Below are 16,565 nucleotides of genomic sequence, written 5' to 3' on the forward strand. Positions count from 1 at the left end.
ATGTATGTCGCACGCGATGGCGAGAGCCGCCGCGCGTGCGCGCGCTCGCAATATGGGCTGCGCGGGAAGCAGGGCGGGCAGGGGATAGCGTTCATCCAGATACTCAATGATGGAGAGGCTCTGGGTAAGGAATATTTCGTCGTCGACGAGGCAAGGGACGAGGCCCTGGGGATTCATCTCCATGAAGGGCGCCGTTGCCTGCGCGCCGGCGCGAAGGTCGACAGGCTTCACCTCATAGGCCAATCTCTTGAGTGGGCTGCGTGTGCAATGAGCAACACTCCAAGGTGTCCTAGGGTGACTCACGCAGTTGAATGTCGAGAAGGGCATTCCGGCGGCGAAGCGGAAGCAACGAGAAGCCGAAGACATTCGTCGCTATTGCGGTTCCGCCTTCAACGCATCGAAGCGATCTAAAAGCCGGGACCCATCGCTCGGTCGGGCGCCACCCAAGTTCATCTGAGAGAGCGATCGATGATGCCTGCATCGATCAGGGGCGCTGCGTCGATGTCGGCTGCATCGAGCAGTTGGCCGAGGCGCTCCAGCGCGGCGAGGATCATCGCCTGTTCCCAAGCGGGCAGGGCCTCGAAGCGATCGCGGAACCGCTCCTGAAGAAGATCGGGCGCGCTCTCCAGAATTGCGCACCCTTCCGATGTCGCCTTCAGCAGGATCTGGCGTCTGTCGCGATCGCTCCGGCGCCGCGTGGCGAGCCCAGCCTCTTCGAGCTTGTCCACGATGTTCGTCACCGTGGCCTGACCGAACTGGAGTGCCGAGGCGACGGCGCTGGGCGTCGTCTCCCCGCTTCTCTCTATTTGCTGCAGCACGAGAATCTGTGAGGGCGTCAGACCTGTCGCCGCCGCGAGCTTGCGCCCGCCCTGGTCGGTCGCGCGGAGAATGCGCCGGATGGCGCGGAGGGCCGCATTGGTGATCTGTCTGTCCATGAACCAACGGTTACCGCGTCGAACGCGGGCTGCCAAGCGGCATAAAAAACATTCATAACCGAAGTAATTATAAGGACTTGTAAGCCCCAGAGACCTCAAAAGGCATAAAGCGGGTTGAAAATTGAGCATAAATGGCCTATTTCATGCCCAAGAACGGGGCACGCGAAATTCTGAGCGAAGAAAACAATTTCGGGGAACGAAGCAATCGGTATCGTCAAGCAGAAACAGCCCCGTCCAATCCGCGCGGGCGGACAGGACGGAGCGGAGTTCTTTGAGCGTGATCCGCTCGGCTTTCGAGAGCCGATCGGGGAAGACGGGCCGGCGATTTCGGCGCTGATCTGCGCCTGTCCGCCGCTTGATACGAATTCCGCCTATTGCAATCTGCTTCAATGCACGCATTTCGCGCGGACTTGTGTCGTCGCGGAGCGCGACGGGCTTATTGTCGGCTGGATATCGGCCTATCGCCCCCCTGAAGAGCCGCACCGGGTCTTCGTTTGGCAGGTGGCCGTCCATCCGTCGGCGCGCGGCCTCGGTCTCGGGTGCCGGATGCTTGAGCATCTGATTGCGCGGCCTGCCCTGCAGGGCGTCACGACGTTAACCACCACCATCACCGAGGAAAACGGGGCCTCCTGGGCTCTCTTCAATTCCTTCGCGCGACGGCAGGGCGCGAAGCTCGCGCGCAGACCGATCTTCGATCGCGACGCGCATTTCGCGGGAGCGCACGACACCGAGTTTCTGGTCTCGATTGGTCCGCTCGCCGCCCCAAACATTCCGTCGGAAAAGGAGAAATCATGACCATTCAACCCAAACCGACGCGTGCCAAGCCGGATACCGCGCTTTACGAACGCATGGAATCCCGGGTGCGCAGCTATGCACGCTCGTTGCCGCGCCAGTTCGGCCGCGCCGAAGGTGTGTGGATGCACGACGACAGGGGGGGCGCTATCTCGATTTTCTGTCGGGCTGCTCAACTCTCAATTACGGCCATAATCATCCGGTGCTGAAGCAGGCGCTGCTCGACTACATCGCCGCCGATGGAATAACCCATGGTCTCGATCTTCATACCGAGGCGAAGGCGGATTTTCTCGAGACGTTCGAAGCGTTGATCCTGAAACCGCGCCGTCTCGACTACCGGGCCATGTTCACCGGACCGACGGGGACCAATGCGGTCGAGGCGGCGCTAAAGCTCGCCCGCAAGGTAACCGGTCGGCAACATGTCGTCGCCTTCACGAATGGTTTTCACGGCATGACGCTGGGCGCGCTCGCGTGCACGGGCAACGCGGGCAAGCGTGGCGGGGCAGGCGTGCCTCTCAATCATGTCAGCCACGAGCCCTATGATGGCTACTTTGGACCGGATGTCGACACGGCCCGGCTGCTTGACCAGCGCCTTTCCGATCCGTCGAGCGGTCTCGATGCGCCCGCAGCAATCCTCGTCGAAACCGTGCAGGGCGAAGGCGGGCTCAACGTCGCTTCTTCCGCCTGGTTGCGCAGCATCGCCAAGATCGCGAAGCGTCACGGGGCGCTTCTCATCGTCGACGACATTCAGGCCGGCTGCGGGCGGACGGGCGGCTTCTTCAGCTTCGAGGAAGCCGGGATCGTGCCGGATATCGTGACGCTCGCCAAATCGCTCTCCGGCATGGGGCTTCCCTTTGCGCTGACGCTCTTTCGTCCGGAACTCGACCAGTGGAAGCCGGGCGAGCATAACGGCACGTTCCGCGGCAACAATCATGCCTTTGTCACGGCGACGGCATCTCTGTGCCACTTCTGGAGCGACGACACCTTCGCGAATGAGGTCAAACGCCGGGGCGACTATCTCGGTATGCGTCTTGAGCAGATGGCCGCAAAACACGACCTGGTTGCGCGTGGCCGGGGCATGATGCGCGGTCTCGTCGTTGAATCGGGGGAGATTGCCGGCCGGATTACAAAGGCGGCGTTCGAGCATGGCCTGATCGTCGAGACAAGCGGCGCCCATGACGAAGTCGTCAAGATACTCGCACCCCTGGTCATCGACGATGACGTCTTCGCGCAGGGCCTAGACATTCTCGAGCGCTGCGTGCGCCAGGCGCTGGCGCAAGCTTTCATCGTTGCCGCGGACTGACAAGGAGAGAAGCCATGCTCATCAGAGAACTGGATCAGACGCGTGCGTCGGACCGCAATGTCGTCACAGACGGTTGGGAGAGCGCCCGCCTTCTGCTGAAGGACGAGGGAATGGGATTTTCCTTCCACATCACGACCATGTATGCCGGCAAGGAACTGCGCATGCATTACAAGAATCATCTCGAGGCCGTGTTCGTGCTCGCCGGAGAGGGAGTGATCGAAGATATCGGAACGGGCGAGACGCACCAGCTGAAGCCGGGCGTTCTCTACGCGTTGAATGCCAATGACGAACATATCGTCAGGCCGAGGACCGACATTGTCACCGCCTGCGTTTTCAATCCGCCCGTAACCGGCCGCGAAGTGCATGACGAAAGCGGAGCCTATCCCGCCGACGTGGATATTCCCGCTGCGTCGTTCGCCAGTTGAGCCGAATCCCGGTCGATCCGAGTCAAAGAGAAAGACCCATGCAAGATCTCTATCCATCGCGCAATTCGGCGCAGGCCGAGGTGCTGCCGCGTCGCGATCCGGTCCTTCACGGGGCCTGGACCGCATCGGCGCCGCTGAACCGAGAGGAGGCCCTGCAGTTCGACGAACAGGGTTACCTCGTTCTCAAGAATGTTTTCGGCGCCGACGAGGTCCAATGCCTCCAGGCGGAGACGAGCCGGCTCCTCGCCGACACGTCCGGGCTCAATCCCCAGACCGTCGTCACCGAACCTGGCGGCGACGAGGTGCGCTCGATCTTCCGTATCCACGAGCAAAGCACTCATCTGGCGCGGCTTGCCGCCGACGAACGGCTTGCCGGCGTCGCAAGGTTCCTGCTTGGCGACGATGTCTATGTCCATCAGTCTCGACTGAACTACAAGCCGGGCTTCCGGGGAAAAGAATTCTACTGGCATTCGGATTTCGAGACCTGGCACGTTGAGGACGGCATGCCGCGCATGCGGGCACTTTCGATGTCCGTTCTGCTGGCGCCAAATACGCCGAACAACGGTCCGTTGATGCTCATGCCGGGGTCGCACCGTAAATTCGTGACCTGTGTCGGAGAAACGCCAGACGACCACTATCTGACGTCGTTGAAAAAGCAGGAATATGGCGTCCCTGAGGAGAAGATCCTCGCGAGCTTGGCAGAAGAGCACGGCATCGTCGCGCCCATCGGTGAGCCGGGGACCGTCGTCATATTCGACTGCAACATGATGCATGGCTCCAATGGCAACATCACTCCGCTTCCGCGGTCGAACGCCTTCATCGTCTACAATGCGGTTTCCAATCGTTTGGTCGAACCCTTCGGCGCCGTGAGGCCTCGTCCTTCGTTCATCGCAGCGAGGGAGGTGCGTCCCTTGATCTCCGCCAGGGGACGGTCGATGGAGGCGGCGATATGACGGGAGGACATAGCGTCGAGAAAATTGGTGGTACTTCCATGGCCGCCGCGGAGACGGTTTTCGCCAATGTGCTGATCGCGGGCCGCGAAGGCGCAGATCTCTATCGGCGTATCTTCGTCGTTTCCGCCTATGCCGGCATCACGGATCTTCTGCTCGAACACAAGAAGAGCGGCGTGCCGGGCGTCTATGCGCTCTTTGTCGCCGACGAGGAGGGTGACGCCTGGAAAGGAGCCCTGTCGGCAGCGCACTCTGTCATGCAAGCGCGCAATGCGGAGATGTTTGCGCGTGCTGAAAGCCTGGCGGAAGCCGATCGCTTCATCGATGAACGTATAGATGAGATGCGGGGCTGCCTCGAAGACCTGGACCGGCTGCGCAGGCATGGCCATTTTCTGCTGACCGAACCTCTTGCGACCATGCGCGAAATGCTGGCCGGCCTCGGCGAGGCCCATAGCGCCTACAATACCGTTCTGCTGCTGCGCGATCGCGGCGTCAATGCTGTCCTCGTCGATCTCACGGGTTGGGGGCAAAGCGATATGCCGACGCTGGACGACCGGATCGCCGAGGCTCTTTCCAAGGTCAATCTCGCAACGGAAATGCCGGTCGTCACCGGCTATGTCGGCTGCAAGGGGGGCATGGTCAGCCGATACGACCGCGGCTATTCGGAGATCACCTTCTCGCGTATCGCCGTGTTGACCGGCGCGCGAGAGGCCATCATTCACAAGGAGTTTCATCTCTCGAGCGCGGACCCGAAACTCGTCGGCGCGGACAGGGCGCGCAAGATCGGGCGCACCAATTACGACGTCGCCGACCAGCTCGCCAATCTTGGGATGGAGGCCATTCATCCCGGCGCGGGCCGCGGACTGCGTCAGGCCGAAATTCCTCTTCGTGTCCGCAATACCTTCGATCTGGAAGACGAGGGGACGCTGATCTGCGGTGAATATGTTTCAGACAAGCCGCGAGTCGAGATCATAGCCGGGTTGCGCTCGCTCTTCGCGCTGCAGTTCTTCGAGCAGGATATGGTAGGAGAGAAGGGCTACGACGCGGCGATCCTTGATGCGCTGACGCGGCACAAGGTCTGGATCGTCAGCAAGTCTTCGAATGCTAATACGATCACTCATTATATATCGACGAAAGCCGCCAGCTTGCGCGGCGTGATAGCAGATATCGAGGCGCATTATCCGACGTCGTCCGTCTCGGCGCGCCCGGTCTCCATGGTCGCCGTCATCGGCAGCGACATTAGCCAACCGGGGCTCGTCGCCGAGGCTATGGCGGCGCTGGCGAGGGTGAAGATCAATGTGATCGGCCTTCAGCACCAGATTCGCAATGTCGACATACAATTTCTCGTCGAGCCCGAAGATTTCGATGCGGCCATACGCGTGTTGCACGATGCGCTGGTCGCCGGGTGCCCGCAAGCCATGAAAGGCGAAGCCGCGTGACAGGGAGGAGAGTTCTACGACGGGCGGTCACCGCTTCCGCGATAGGCAACGCCACGGAGTGGTTCGATTATGGTATCTACGCCTACGGCGTTTCCTACATCTCCTCGGCGCTCTTTCCGGGCGACGCGCAGCAGGCGACCCTGTTCGCACTCGCGACTTTCGCAATCTCCTTCCTTGTCCGTCCGTTCGGAGGTCTCTTCTGGGGCCCGTTGGGTGACACGCTGGGGCGCAAGTCGGTACTCGCTCTTACCATCCTGATGATGGCGGGCTCGACCGTCTGTATCGGCCTCATTCCGTCTTATGCGGCGATCGGCTTTTGGTCGCCGCTGCTGCTCGTGGTCCTGCGCATGGTGCAGGGGTTCTCGACTGGTGGCGAATATGGCGGCGCTGCGACGTTCATGGCCGAGTACGCGCCGGATGAGAAGCGCGGCTTCTACGGCAGCTTTCTGGAGTTCGGGACGCTTGGAGGATTTTCCCTCGGCGCTCTCCTGATGCTCGGCTTCTCTCTCGTGCTCGGCGACCAAGCCATGCACGATTGGGGCTGGCGTCTGCCTTTCCTCGTCGCCGCGCCGCTCGGCCTTGTCGGCGTTTATCTGCGCTCGAAGATGGACGATACGCCCGTCTTTCAGGAAATCGAGCGGGCCGGAGAGCAGGAGAAGGCGATCGGAGTGGAGTTGCGAGACCTCGTGTCGGCGTATTGGCGCCCTCTTCTCGTTCTGTCGGGCCTGGTCGTGGCGCTCAATGCGGTCAACTATACCCTTCTGAGTTTCATGCCGACCTACTTCGCGACCCAGCTCGGCTTGACGACCGACGAGTCCCTGATCGTGCCAATCGTCGGCATGCTGTTCATGATGCTGTTTCTGCCCTTCGTCGGGTACCTGTCCGACAGGGTCGGTCGGAAACCTCTATGGTGGCTGTCGCTCGGCGGAATTTTCATTCTCGCCATTCCGCTCTATCACCTGATGGCGGCGGGCTTCGTGGAGGCGATGTTCGGCTTTGCGTTGCTTGGACTTCTCTATGTGCCGCAGCTTGCGACGATCTCGGCGACCTTTCCCGCAATGTTCCCGACGCAAGTTCGCTTTGCCGGCTTTGCGATCGCCTACAACGTATCGACATCGCTTTTCGGAGGCACGGCCCCGGCCGTCAACGACTGGTTGATCGGCATCACCGGAACCAATCTCGTCCCCGCCTATTTCATGATGGGGGCCTGCGTGATTGGAGGAATCGCCTTGATATTCGTTGTGGAGACGGCGGGGCATTCGTTGCGGGGGACCGAGATTCCGGGAACGGAAAGGTCGATGCGTGAATTGCAGGCATTGGATTCGAACGATGCCCCGGGGATCCGGTCGATCGCTTGATGCTTGGCACCATCCTCCCAGTGAGAAGTCTGCTCGGCGCCATTTTCATGCTGATGGCGGGCAGCGGATTTCTGGCGACGCTGATCAGTCTCCAGCTCGAGGCGGGGGGAACGACCTCGCTGCTGATCGGCCTGGTCGCAACTTCCTATTTCGTCGGCCTGACTGTCGGGTCGTTGTGTGTTTCGGCGCTCATTCAGCGCATCGGCCATATTCGCGCCTTCGCGACCTTTGTTTCGCTCTTCTCGGCGAGTACGCTTGCCTATGCGGTTCACCAGGACGCCGCCCTCTGGGCAGCATTGCGCTTCATCGATGGCTTCTGCATGGCGGGCGTCTTCGTCTGCCTCGAAAGCTGGCTCAACGAGCGCGCGGAGCCTGAAACGCGCGGCTCCGTGCTCGCGAGTTACATGATCGCGCTCTATGCGGGGCAAGCTATTGGCCAGTTCCTGCTCAATCTCAGCCACGACAAGCCGTCGATGCCGTTTATGGCCGCCTCGATCCTGCTCTCGCTCGCGGTCATTCCGGTAGCCGTAACGCGGATATCGGGACCGGCATTCGAGCCCCGTCCGCCGCTGACGATGCGCAGGCTGTACGGTGTGTCACCGCTCGGCATCGTCGGCGCGGCGATTACCGGGTTGATGCTCGGCGCCTTCTACGCTCTCGGTGCCGTCTATGTTCGCAGACTGGGACTCGACATCGCCGCCGCCGCGATCTTCATGAGCAGCGTCATTCTCGGCGGAGTCATCCTGCAATGGCCGATAGGCCGTCTGTCGGACAGATTCGACCGGCGACGTGTGATCGTTGGCACTTTCGCCGCAACAGTGGCGGTGAGCGTCGGCATCGCGCTGTTCGGAGCACCCGGAGGATTGTTGCTGTTTCTGGGCGGGATTTTTGGCGGTCTGACTTTCGCTCTTTATCCTCTATGTGTCGCGCATACGAACGACCATCTCTCGCGAGAGGAACGCGTGAGCGCCAGCGGCGGTCTCGTCCTCGCCTATTCCGCCGGGGCCGCCGTGGGGCCGGTGGCCGGCGCACTCGCAATGATGATGTTGGGGCCTGCGGGGCTCTATGCTTTTATCGCGACTTGTGCTCTCGGAGCCTTCGGGTTTGCCCTCTGGCGTCAGCGGATCGGCGTGCCGGTGCCGAATGTGCTTCAGCAGCCCTATCAGATTCTCCCGCGCACCACGCCCATGTCTGCCAGCCTCGATCCGCGCGCCGCCGAAGAGGTCTGAAGCGGAGGGCCTGGACCTTGGCATCCTTGTGCCGGCGGAACGTCTCGGTGAGCCTTCGAAGCGGCGAGACGATCCGGGGCCTGACTAAAATCTGACATGGCGTCGATCTGAACATCCGGATGCTTTGGCGGAGATCAACGCCGCTGTGCTGGAGCTCGGTGAAATGAAAGAGGGGACCGGGCGCGACGCCGCAACGGTCGTCACCTGATCCATGTTTCGTCGGAGCGTTGCCGGTCAGTTGGCTGTCAGAACGCGCACGGCCAGCATCGCGGCCGCGGTACGGTTTTCGACGCTCAGCTTGTGGAATATCTGTTCGAGGTGCTTGTTGACCGTGCGGGGGCTGAAGCCGAGGATTTCCGCGACGTCGCGGTTCGACTTTCCCTGCGTGATCCAGAGCAGCACCTCGGCCTCGCGACCCGTAAGCTGGAAATGCTTGCGCAGCAGATCTTCCTCGCTTGACGCGCTCGCCTCGCGAAGCCGGATGAGATGTTCGCCCTGGCGCGATTCGCCGATATAGGACGCGAAGATCGATTGCGATGTCGTCCCGCGAAGAGGGTGCTTGCTGAGCTTCTTCTCATGAATTTGCGCGAGGACGGGCGCGATTTCGGCCCGCCATATCTCTTCTTCCTCCGGCGCCACCTTCGCGCTCCCCGAAAGGAGCTTCACGCTTTCGGGCGTCATCCAGAGAATGCCGCCGCGCGAATCGACGGCGATCAGCGGAATGCCCGAGACGTCGAGCGCCGCGAGGGCGCTCTGCACGAGACGGGAATTCATCAGGTGCACGCGGATGCGGGCGAGCAACTCATCGGGCTCGACGGGCTTCGTCACGTAGTCGACGCCGCCGGCCTCGAAGCCCTTGACCACATGTTCGGTGTCGGTGAGGCCCGTCATGAAGATGACGGGGACATGGGGAAGACCGCCTTCCGACTTGATGCGGCGGCATGTTTCAAAACCGTCCATCTGAGGCATCACCGCATCCATCAGGATCAGATCAGGCGCGATACGGCCGATGAGCGACAGCGCGTTGACGCCATTGCGGGCGACGAGGGCCGTCATGCCCGCATTCTCGAGAATATCGGTCAGGAGACTCAACGTCTCGGGCGCATCGTCGACGGCGAGCACGATCGCCTGGGGTGCGGCGTCAGACTTCATTGCGTGCCAGTACTTCGATCATGCTGTTGTATCCCTCAATGTCGCATTCCTCCGCGAGACGGCGGAGATGATCCAGCGTCGGCGCCGTATCGGGCTCGGCCGCTCCGATTTCATCGAGCTTCGCGAGGATGCCGCGTATGTGCCCGATTTCTCCCATCTGTTTCAAGCCGGCGAGATGGAGCGCGGACGGGATCTTCTCGGGACTGAGAACAGTCGTCGCCAGATCGACCGGCTCAAGGCGATCCGGGGCCGCCTCGATCCATCTCACATCCATCAGGGTCTTGAGTGTTTCCTGCAGCACCGACAGGCGCAGCGGCTTCATCAGATAGGCGTCGTGATCCTCGGCGGCGAGGACGCGCTGGCTTTCCTGCCGCGGATCGGCCGAGATGATGATGATGGGGACGCGGCGATCCGTGCTTTCCCGCAGGCGACGCGCGGTTTCCCAACCGTCCATTCCCGGCATCGAAATATCCAGCAATACGGCATCCGGATCGGCCCGGCTCGCCACGTCAAGGCATTCCAGACCGCTTTCTGCGACGACGACGGCGAAGCCGAGGCTCGCCAAGGCGTCGTTCACGAAGGCCACATGCGCCGGATCGTCGTCGACGACGAGAATCGTCCGGCGAGTGCCCTCATAGCCGACGACCGGATCGCGCGTCACCTGACGCATGTGCCGCGACTTGGGGACGGACGAGAGCAATAGCCGGACGCTGAAACAGCTTCCGGCGCCGAGCGTACTTCTCACCGTGATCTCGCCGCCCATGGCTTCGGTCAGGAGCCGCGTGATGGTGAGGCCGAGGCCCGTGCCGCGCTTGGCGGGATGGCTGGGCGATTCGATTCGTTCGAAGGGCTTGAAGATACGCTCCAGATCTTCGGGCGAGATGCCGATACCCGTATCCTCGATGTCGAAGCGCGCGACCTGGCTCGAATAGGTGATGCGCAGCGTGACGCTGCCCTGCCTGGTGCTGCGAATGGCGTTCTGCAGGAGGTTGATGAGAATCTGGCCAAGACGTTTGCCGTCGGTATAGACGGCATCGGGAAGATTCGGCGGCGCGATGTAGACGAAATCGAGGCCGCTTTCCTTCGCCTGCAGGCTGAACATGTCGACGATCTGGCCAAGGAAATCGTTGAGGCGGACTTCGTCGCGGAATATCTGAAGCCGTCCCGCCTCGATCATCGAGATGTCGAGGAGCCCGTCGACGAGGCTCGAGAGGTGGTCGGCACTGCGCCGGATGACGCGGACGCTGTGCTTGAAATGCGGCGCCACCGCATTGTTCGTCTCCAGCAATTGCGCATAGCCGAGAACGGCGTTCAGCGGCGTTCTGAGTTCGTGACTGATGCCCTGAATGTATTTGCTCTTGGCGAGGCTGCCGGCATCGGCGGCTTCCTTTGCTTTCTGAAGTTCGAGGTCGGTACGCTGGTGCGCCTCGATTTCCTGCATCAGCATGTTGGTCTGCTGCCTGGTCTCCGCGCGGGCGACGCGGCTGCTTTCGCTGGCGAGAAGGAACGGCCAGACCACGATCGCGATGACGACCACCATCACGAAGAAGACGTTGAAAAGCGTAGTGGCGACGAGCGGATGAAGCGTTCCGGTCAGGCTCGCCATATGCACATAGATGATCGATAGCAGCATGGCGGCGGCGCTGCTGCAGATCAGCACCAGGCCCAGATATTTCACGAGCTGACGGTCGAGGTGGCGACCGACGAAGGCGGGCAGCGCATGCGTGAGGAGCGTGCTCCATTGCTCCGAAAGCCGCGCTCCTTCGCGGCAAAGATCGCTGCAGCGGACGTCGAGCGAACAGCAGAGCGAGCAGATCGGTCCCGAATAGAAGGGGCACTCCGCGACGTCTTCCGGCTCGAAATGATGCTCGCAGATACAGCATTTCACTTCCCGAAACTCTTCCGGAGCGGTTTGCGCGGAGGGTGTCCGGACGAAATAAAAGCGGCCCTTGGTCAGGAAGGCGAGGGCGGGAACGGCGGTGAAGGCGACGCCGAGAGCGACGAAGGGGGCGAGGCCGTGATAGGCGGCGCCGAAGACGCCTGCATAGGTGGCGATGGCGGCGATCGACGCGAGCAGCATGCCGACGACGCCGACCGGATTGATGTCATAGAGGTAGGCGCGCTTGAACTCGATGTGGCGGGGGCTAAGGCCGAGCGACTTGTTGATGGTGAGATCGGCGGCGATGGCGCCCATCCAGGCGACCGGAATGTTCGAATAGAGGCCAAGCGTGCGCTCCAGCGTCTCGTAGATGCCGAGTTCCATCAGCAGCCAGGCGAGCGTCACGTTAAAGACGACCCAGACCACGCGGCCCGGATGGTTGTGCGTCAGGCGCGAGAAGAAGTTCGACCAGGCAAGCGAACCCGCATAGGCATTGGTCACGTTGATCTTCAACTGGGAGACGACGACGAAAATACCCGTGATGGCGATGGCGGCGTCGCCGTTGTGAAGGACCCGCTGGAAGGCGAAGAGATACATCTGTGCGGGCTGCGCGGCGTCGGACGAAGCCATGCCGGCCTTCAGCAATAGGACGGCGAGGAAGGAGCCGACCAGCATCTTGACGATACCGGGCACGATCCATCCCGGTCCGGCACAGATGAGCGCCGTCCACCATTGCCAGTGCCGTCCCTTCCGCTGTCTCGGCAGGAAGCGCAGGTAGTCGACCTGTTCGGCATTCTGAGGCACGAGCGCGAAGACGACCGATGCCGCGGCACCGAACAGCATCAGGTCGAAATGGCCGTCCACGGGGCCGAGTTCGCCGGTGAAGCCGCGCCACTGTCCGACGGAGAGGAGCCCCTGCGAGCCGATATAGACCAGCGGGATCAGTTGAAGACCGAGCCAGATGAACTGCGTCCAGAACTGAAATCGACTTAGAAACGTGAACCCGTAAGTGACGAGTGGAATGACGATCAGGGCACTGAACAGATATCCGAGCCCGAGGGGCAGCCCGAAACACAGCTCCGCCGCGTGTGCCATGATGGCGGCTTCCAAGGCGAAAAATATGAAGGTGAACGAGGCGTAGATCAGCGAGGTGATGGTGGAGCCGATATAGCCGAAGCCCGCGCCGCGCGTCAGAAGGTCGATATCGACGCCGTACTTCGCGGCGTAATAGCTGACCGGCATTCCCAGTGCGAAGATGATTGCGCCGACCACGAGAATGGCCGCCGCCGCATTGGTGAAGCCATATCGCAGTGTGATGGTTGCGCCGATCGCCTCGAGGACGAGAAAGGAAACCGTGCCGAGCGCGGTATTCGCGACACGGAATGTCGACCATTTGCGGGCCTTGGACGCCGTGAAGCGAAGCGCGTAGTCCTCCATGGTCTCGTTGGCGACCCACTGGTTGTACTGCCGCCGTTCACGAAGAATTGTCTGTCGTCCAACACTCATCGGCTACCCCGTCCCTCTCTGCGACAGCTTAAGCGTTGCCTTTTGCAATGCACAAGGGAAGGGGGGCGCATAGGACGGGTTCGTATTGATCCGCAAGTGTGACCAAATCGTTTCACCTGAATTTATACAACGATATCAAGGTGCTGAACGCGTCTTCGGCGCGGGCGGTTCGCGAATGACGCAGGCGCCTACGTCAAAACGCGTATGGCTGCACTGCACAAATCCCCCGACCGTCGAGCCCGACAAGAGTTCACTCTTTCCGGACGGGCACAGCGGGCTGGCACCTGTCCGCCACAAAAGATGGGGGTTTCCATATGCGTCATATTTCCAAGGCGAAGCTGCTTGTCGCAACCGCCACGGCGGCCCTGCTGTCGGGCAGCGTCGGCGCCTTCGCGGCCGACAAGGTCTCGGGCGATGTCGGCATCAGCTACAACTCGCACTTCGTGTCTTACGGCTCCGACGTGTGGGGCGGCGGCAACGACTTCTTCGGCGACCAGTCGACCACCTTCGTCTATGGCGACCTGGTGATCAAGCCGACGGCGGCCTCGTCGATCTTCCTCAACGTCTGGACCGACAACAACGACAATACGAAGAGCCAGATCGGCGGTCACCTGCAGGAGATCGATCTCAATGTCGGCGGCACCTACACGATCGGCATCGTGACTTTGGGTGCGGCCTATGGCTCGTGGAACTATGCCGGTGGCGCCGAAGAGAGCGTCGAAGGCTCGATCGCCCTCGACGATTCGGGTTTCATGCCCTTCACGCTGTCGCCGAAGCTGACCTATCACCAGCGTACGGGCACCAACGAAGGCACGACGCAGGGTTACGGCGCCGTCATCATTGCCGGCGTGTCGCATTCTTTCGCGCTCGGCAGTGACGGCATTTCGCTGACCTTCCCGATCAATGTTGCTTTCTTCACCGACAATTTCGGCGCGGATAGCGGCTATGCGTACACCTCTGCGGGTGCTTCGCTTGGCGTTCCGCTGAGCTTTATCTCGCCGGACTTCGGCGCCTGGTCGATCAACGCGGGCCTGACCGGCTATTTCACGGAGCACGATGCCCTGCCGGGCAATCCTGCAGAGAACTTCCTGACGGGCTCCATCGGCCTGCAGGTCGCCTTCTGAGCGCCACGTAACCGTTTCCTTCCATCTCCAACGGAGAGAATTCATGAAACTCCTGAAAAGCGCATTGGCGGGCGCGATCATGCTGGCGACAGCGACGTCCGCCGCGCATGCCGAAGACACCATCAAGGTCGGTATCCTTCATTCGTTGTCCGGCACGATGGCGATCAGCGAAACGACGCTGAAGGACGCCATGCTCATGCTGATTGCGGAGCAGAACAAGAAGGGCGGCCTGCTTGGCAAGAAGCTCGAGCCGGTCGTCGTCGATCCGGCGTCGAACTGGCCGCTCTTTGCGGAAAAGGCGCGCGAACTGCTCGCCGTCGACAAGGTGGCGGCGATCTTCGGCTGCTGGACCTCGGTGTCGCGCAAGTCGGTTCTTCCCGTTGTGGAAGAACTCGACGGCATCCTTTTCTATCCCGTGCAATATGAGGGCGAGGAGAGCTCGCGCAACGTGTTCTATACCGGCGCGGCCCCGAACCAGCAGGCCATTCCGGCGGTCGACTATCTGATGAAGGAAGAAAAGGTGAAGCGCTGGGTGCTCGCAGGCACCGACTATGTCTATCCGCGCACGACCAACAAGATTCTCGAGGCCTATCTGCTGGCAAAAGGCGTGAAGCCGGAAGACATCATGATCAACTACACACCCTTCGGCCAGTCCGATTGGCAGACGATCGTCTCGGACATCAAGAAGTTCGGGTCGGCCGGCAAGAAGACCGCCGTCGTCTCGACGATCAACGGCGACGCGAACGTGCCCTTCTACAAGGAGCTCGCGGCCCAGGGCATCAAGGCCGAAGACATCCCCGTCGTGGCCTTCTCGGTCGGTGAGGAAGAACTCGCTGGCGTCGATACGAAGCCTCTCGTTGGCCATCTCGCCGCCTGGAACTACTTCGAGTCGATCAAGTCGCCCGCCAACGCCACCTTCATCAAGGAATGGCACGCCTTCACGAAGAATCCGAAGCGCGTGACCAACGATCCGATGGAAGCCGCCTATATCGGCTTCAACATGTGGGTGAAAGCCGTGGAGAAGGCCGGCACGACAGATCCGGACAAGGTCATCGCGGCGCTTCCCGGTATCGAGGCTCCCAACCTCACCGGCGGCATGTCGATGATGCTTCCGAACCATCACATCACCAAGCCGGTCTATATCGGCGAAGTGCAGGATGATGGGCAGTTCGACGTCGTATGGAAGACCGGCAAGCTGGTCCCCGGCGATGCGTGGTCGGATTTCCTGCCCGGTTCGAAGGATCTGACCTCCGACTGGACGGGCGCCACGACAGGCGGAACGCCTTGCGGCAACTACGACACCAAGACCAAGAAGTGCCTCGGCCTCGCGGCCATGCACTGAATGCGAGCATCAACCGGTTTTCATATGTTCCCCGGTTGATCTTCAAAGGCGTAAGCGTGCCGGCGCCCGGCACGCTTACTTCCTTCGGCACTGCGATCCTGCTGCGGTGTTTCCTGAAGCGCGGAGGCCAATCGTGAAACCCATCATCTCGACAGTCCGACATGCCGAGGTCCGAAAGGCGAAGGCGGCGAACGGGCTTCTTGCCGCGCTTCTGGCGTTCGCCGTCTTCGCTTTCGCGCCTGCATCTGCCGACACGGCCCCCGCGGGCGGCGCCGCGACCGCGGAGGTCGCCGTTCCGGTTCCGGCGCTGATCCGGGAACTTCCGGCTGCCGACTACGACCGCAAGGCGGAGATCTCCGTCAAGCTCGCCGAAAGCGGCGACCCGCACGCGCTGGCGATCATCGCAGCGCTGGCCGATGGCAAGCTCTTTTCTCGGACGGACGGCACGGTCGTTCTTCAGCCGAATGAAAACAGGCAGGCCTATGTCGATCCGCTGACCGACGCGCCTGTCGTGGGCGTGGCGGAAGGCGACCTGACCAAGATCAATGTCAATAACCGGCTGCGGCGCGACCTCCGGAGCCTGTCTTCCCGCCTGTCGCTGACGTCGACCGACGCCGCTGTGCGCCGCGCGGCGGCGGCGGATGCCTTCTCATCGCATGACGAAGAATCGCTGCCGGTCATCGAGACGGCGCTGGCGAAGGAACCCGAAGCAGATATCCGCAAGGTGCTTGCCGAGGCGCGGGCGTCGATCCTGCTGCAGAGCGACAGCTCGAGCGAGGGCGACAAGCTCACGGCCATCGAGACGCTGCGGGCCCGTGGCGATCAGGATGCGCTGAGCGTTCTGATCGGCGCGGCCGGAAGCGACGACAAGGCGGTGGCGGAGGCCGCGGGCAAGGCGGTCGCCCGCGTACAGTCGGATCTCGCCTACTGGAACCAGTTGCAAAACGTCTATTACGGCCTTTCGCTCGGTTCGGTGCTGCTGCTCGCAGCCATCGGCCTCGCGATTACCTTCGGTGTCATGGGCGTCATCAACATGGCGCATGGCGAGATGATTATGCTCGGAGCCTATACGACCTTCGTCGTGCAACAGATGGTCGCCGCGCATGCGCCGGGGATCATGGGCTGGGCGCT

At 61.6% G+C, this 16,565-nt stretch carries 14 protein-coding genes; 10 read left to right on the forward strand and 4 right to left on the reverse strand.

Annotation, left to right across the window (positions count from 1 at the left end):
• Positions 1 to 366: glutathione S-transferase N-terminal domain-containing protein (locus tag VMR03_RS18060; protein WP_325407703.1), on the reverse strand; the 366-nt coding region annotated here is incomplete at its 3' end.
• Positions 367 to 449: 83 nt separating this feature from the next.
• Positions 450 to 935 (reverse strand): MarR family winged helix-turn-helix transcriptional regulator, encoded by a 486-nt coding sequence (locus VMR03_RS18065; RefSeq protein WP_325407705.1) that lies wholly within the window; start codon positions 933 to 935, stop codon positions 450 to 452.
• A gap of 303 nt (positions 936 to 1,238) precedes the next feature.
• Between VMR03_RS18065 and ectA the strand changes: the two genes are divergently transcribed.
• From ectA to VMR03_RS18100, 7 genes are all read left to right on the forward strand, one after another.
• On the forward strand, positions 1,239 to 1,730 hold the full coding sequence (gene ectA / locus VMR03_RS18070) for a diaminobutyrate acetyltransferase (protein WP_325407724.1): 492 nt from the start codon (positions 1,239 to 1,241) through the stop codon (positions 1,728 to 1,730).
• Between the two features lie 118 nt (positions 1,731 to 1,848).
• The gene (gene ectB, locus VMR03_RS18075; protein ID WP_325407707.1) at positions 1,849 to 3,030 is read left to right on the forward strand and encodes a diaminobutyrate--2-oxoglutarate transaminase; all 1,182 of its coding nucleotides are present in this window, start codon (positions 1,849 to 1,851) and stop codon (positions 3,028 to 3,030) included.
• Positions 3,031 to 3,044: 14 nt separating this feature from the next.
• Entirely contained in the window at positions 3,045 to 3,455 is a 411-nt protein-coding gene (locus VMR03_RS18080) for an ectoine synthase (RefSeq protein ID WP_325407708.1), read from the forward strand.
• Between the two features lie 38 nt (positions 3,456 to 3,493).
• Positions 3,494 to 4,408: an ectoine hydroxylase gene (thpD, locus tag VMR03_RS18085; RefSeq protein WP_325407710.1), complete on the forward strand. Its 915-nt coding sequence runs from the start codon at positions 3,494 to 3,496 to the stop codon at positions 4,406 to 4,408.
• Positions 4,405 to 5,844, forward strand: a complete 1,440-nt coding sequence (locus VMR03_RS18090) for an aspartate kinase (protein ID WP_325407712.1) — start codon at positions 4,405 to 4,407, stop codon at positions 5,842 to 5,844. Before thpD ends, VMR03_RS18090 begins: the two co-directional genes overlap by 4 nt.
• Positions 5,841 to 7,202, forward strand: coding sequence for an MFS transporter (locus VMR03_RS18095; protein WP_325407714.1), 1,362 nt, complete (start codon positions 5,841 to 5,843; stop codon positions 7,200 to 7,202). Before VMR03_RS18090 ends, VMR03_RS18095 begins: the two co-directional genes overlap by 4 nt.
• On the forward strand, positions 7,202 to 8,431 hold the full coding sequence (locus tag VMR03_RS18100; protein WP_325407716.1) for an MFS transporter: 1,230 nt from the start codon (positions 7,202 to 7,204) through the stop codon (positions 8,429 to 8,431). The genes VMR03_RS18095 and VMR03_RS18100 overlap by 1 nt, the downstream gene beginning before the upstream one ends.
• A gap of 234 nt (positions 8,432 to 8,665) precedes the next feature.
• On the opposite strand, the gene VMR03_RS18105 is transcribed toward VMR03_RS18100, so the two are convergent.
• Both VMR03_RS18105 and VMR03_RS18110 read right to left on the reverse strand, forming a co-directional pair.
• The gene (locus VMR03_RS18105; protein WP_325407718.1) at positions 8,666 to 9,583 is read right to left on the reverse strand and encodes a response regulator transcription factor; all 918 of its coding nucleotides are present in this window, start codon (positions 9,581 to 9,583) and stop codon (positions 8,666 to 8,668) included.
• Positions 9,573 to 12,968, reverse strand: a complete 3,396-nt coding sequence (locus VMR03_RS18110) for a hybrid sensor histidine kinase/response regulator (RefSeq protein ID WP_325407720.1) — start codon at positions 12,966 to 12,968, stop codon at positions 9,573 to 9,575. Before VMR03_RS18110 ends, VMR03_RS18105 begins: the two co-directional genes overlap by 11 nt.
• A 314-nt stretch (positions 12,969 to 13,282) precedes the next feature.
• Between VMR03_RS18110 and VMR03_RS18115 the strand changes: the two genes are divergently transcribed.
• The 3 genes from VMR03_RS18115 to VMR03_RS18125 all read left to right on the forward strand — a co-directional run.
• A complete protein-coding gene (locus tag VMR03_RS18115; RefSeq protein WP_325407722.1) occupies positions 13,283 to 14,092 on the forward strand; it encodes a hypothetical protein in 810 nt (269 codons plus the stop codon).
• Positions 14,093 to 14,171: 79 nt separating this feature from the next.
• Positions 14,172 to 15,434 carry an urea ABC transporter substrate-binding protein gene (gene urtA / locus VMR03_RS18120; protein ID WP_325407726.1) on the forward strand — a complete coding sequence of 421 codons (1,263 nt, stop codon included), beginning with the start codon at positions 14,172 to 14,174 and terminating at the stop codon, positions 15,432 to 15,434.
• A 133-nt stretch (positions 15,435 to 15,567) separates the two neighbouring features.
• Positions 15,568 to 16,565, forward strand: a 998-nt coding sequence (locus VMR03_RS18125) for an ABC transporter permease subunit (protein ID WP_414693205.1), incomplete at its 3' end; no start/stop codon positions are given.

This window comes from Parvibaculum sp. (assembly GCF_035511255.1).
GTDB lineage: Bacteria > Pseudomonadota > Alphaproteobacteria > Parvibaculales > Parvibaculaceae > Parvibaculum.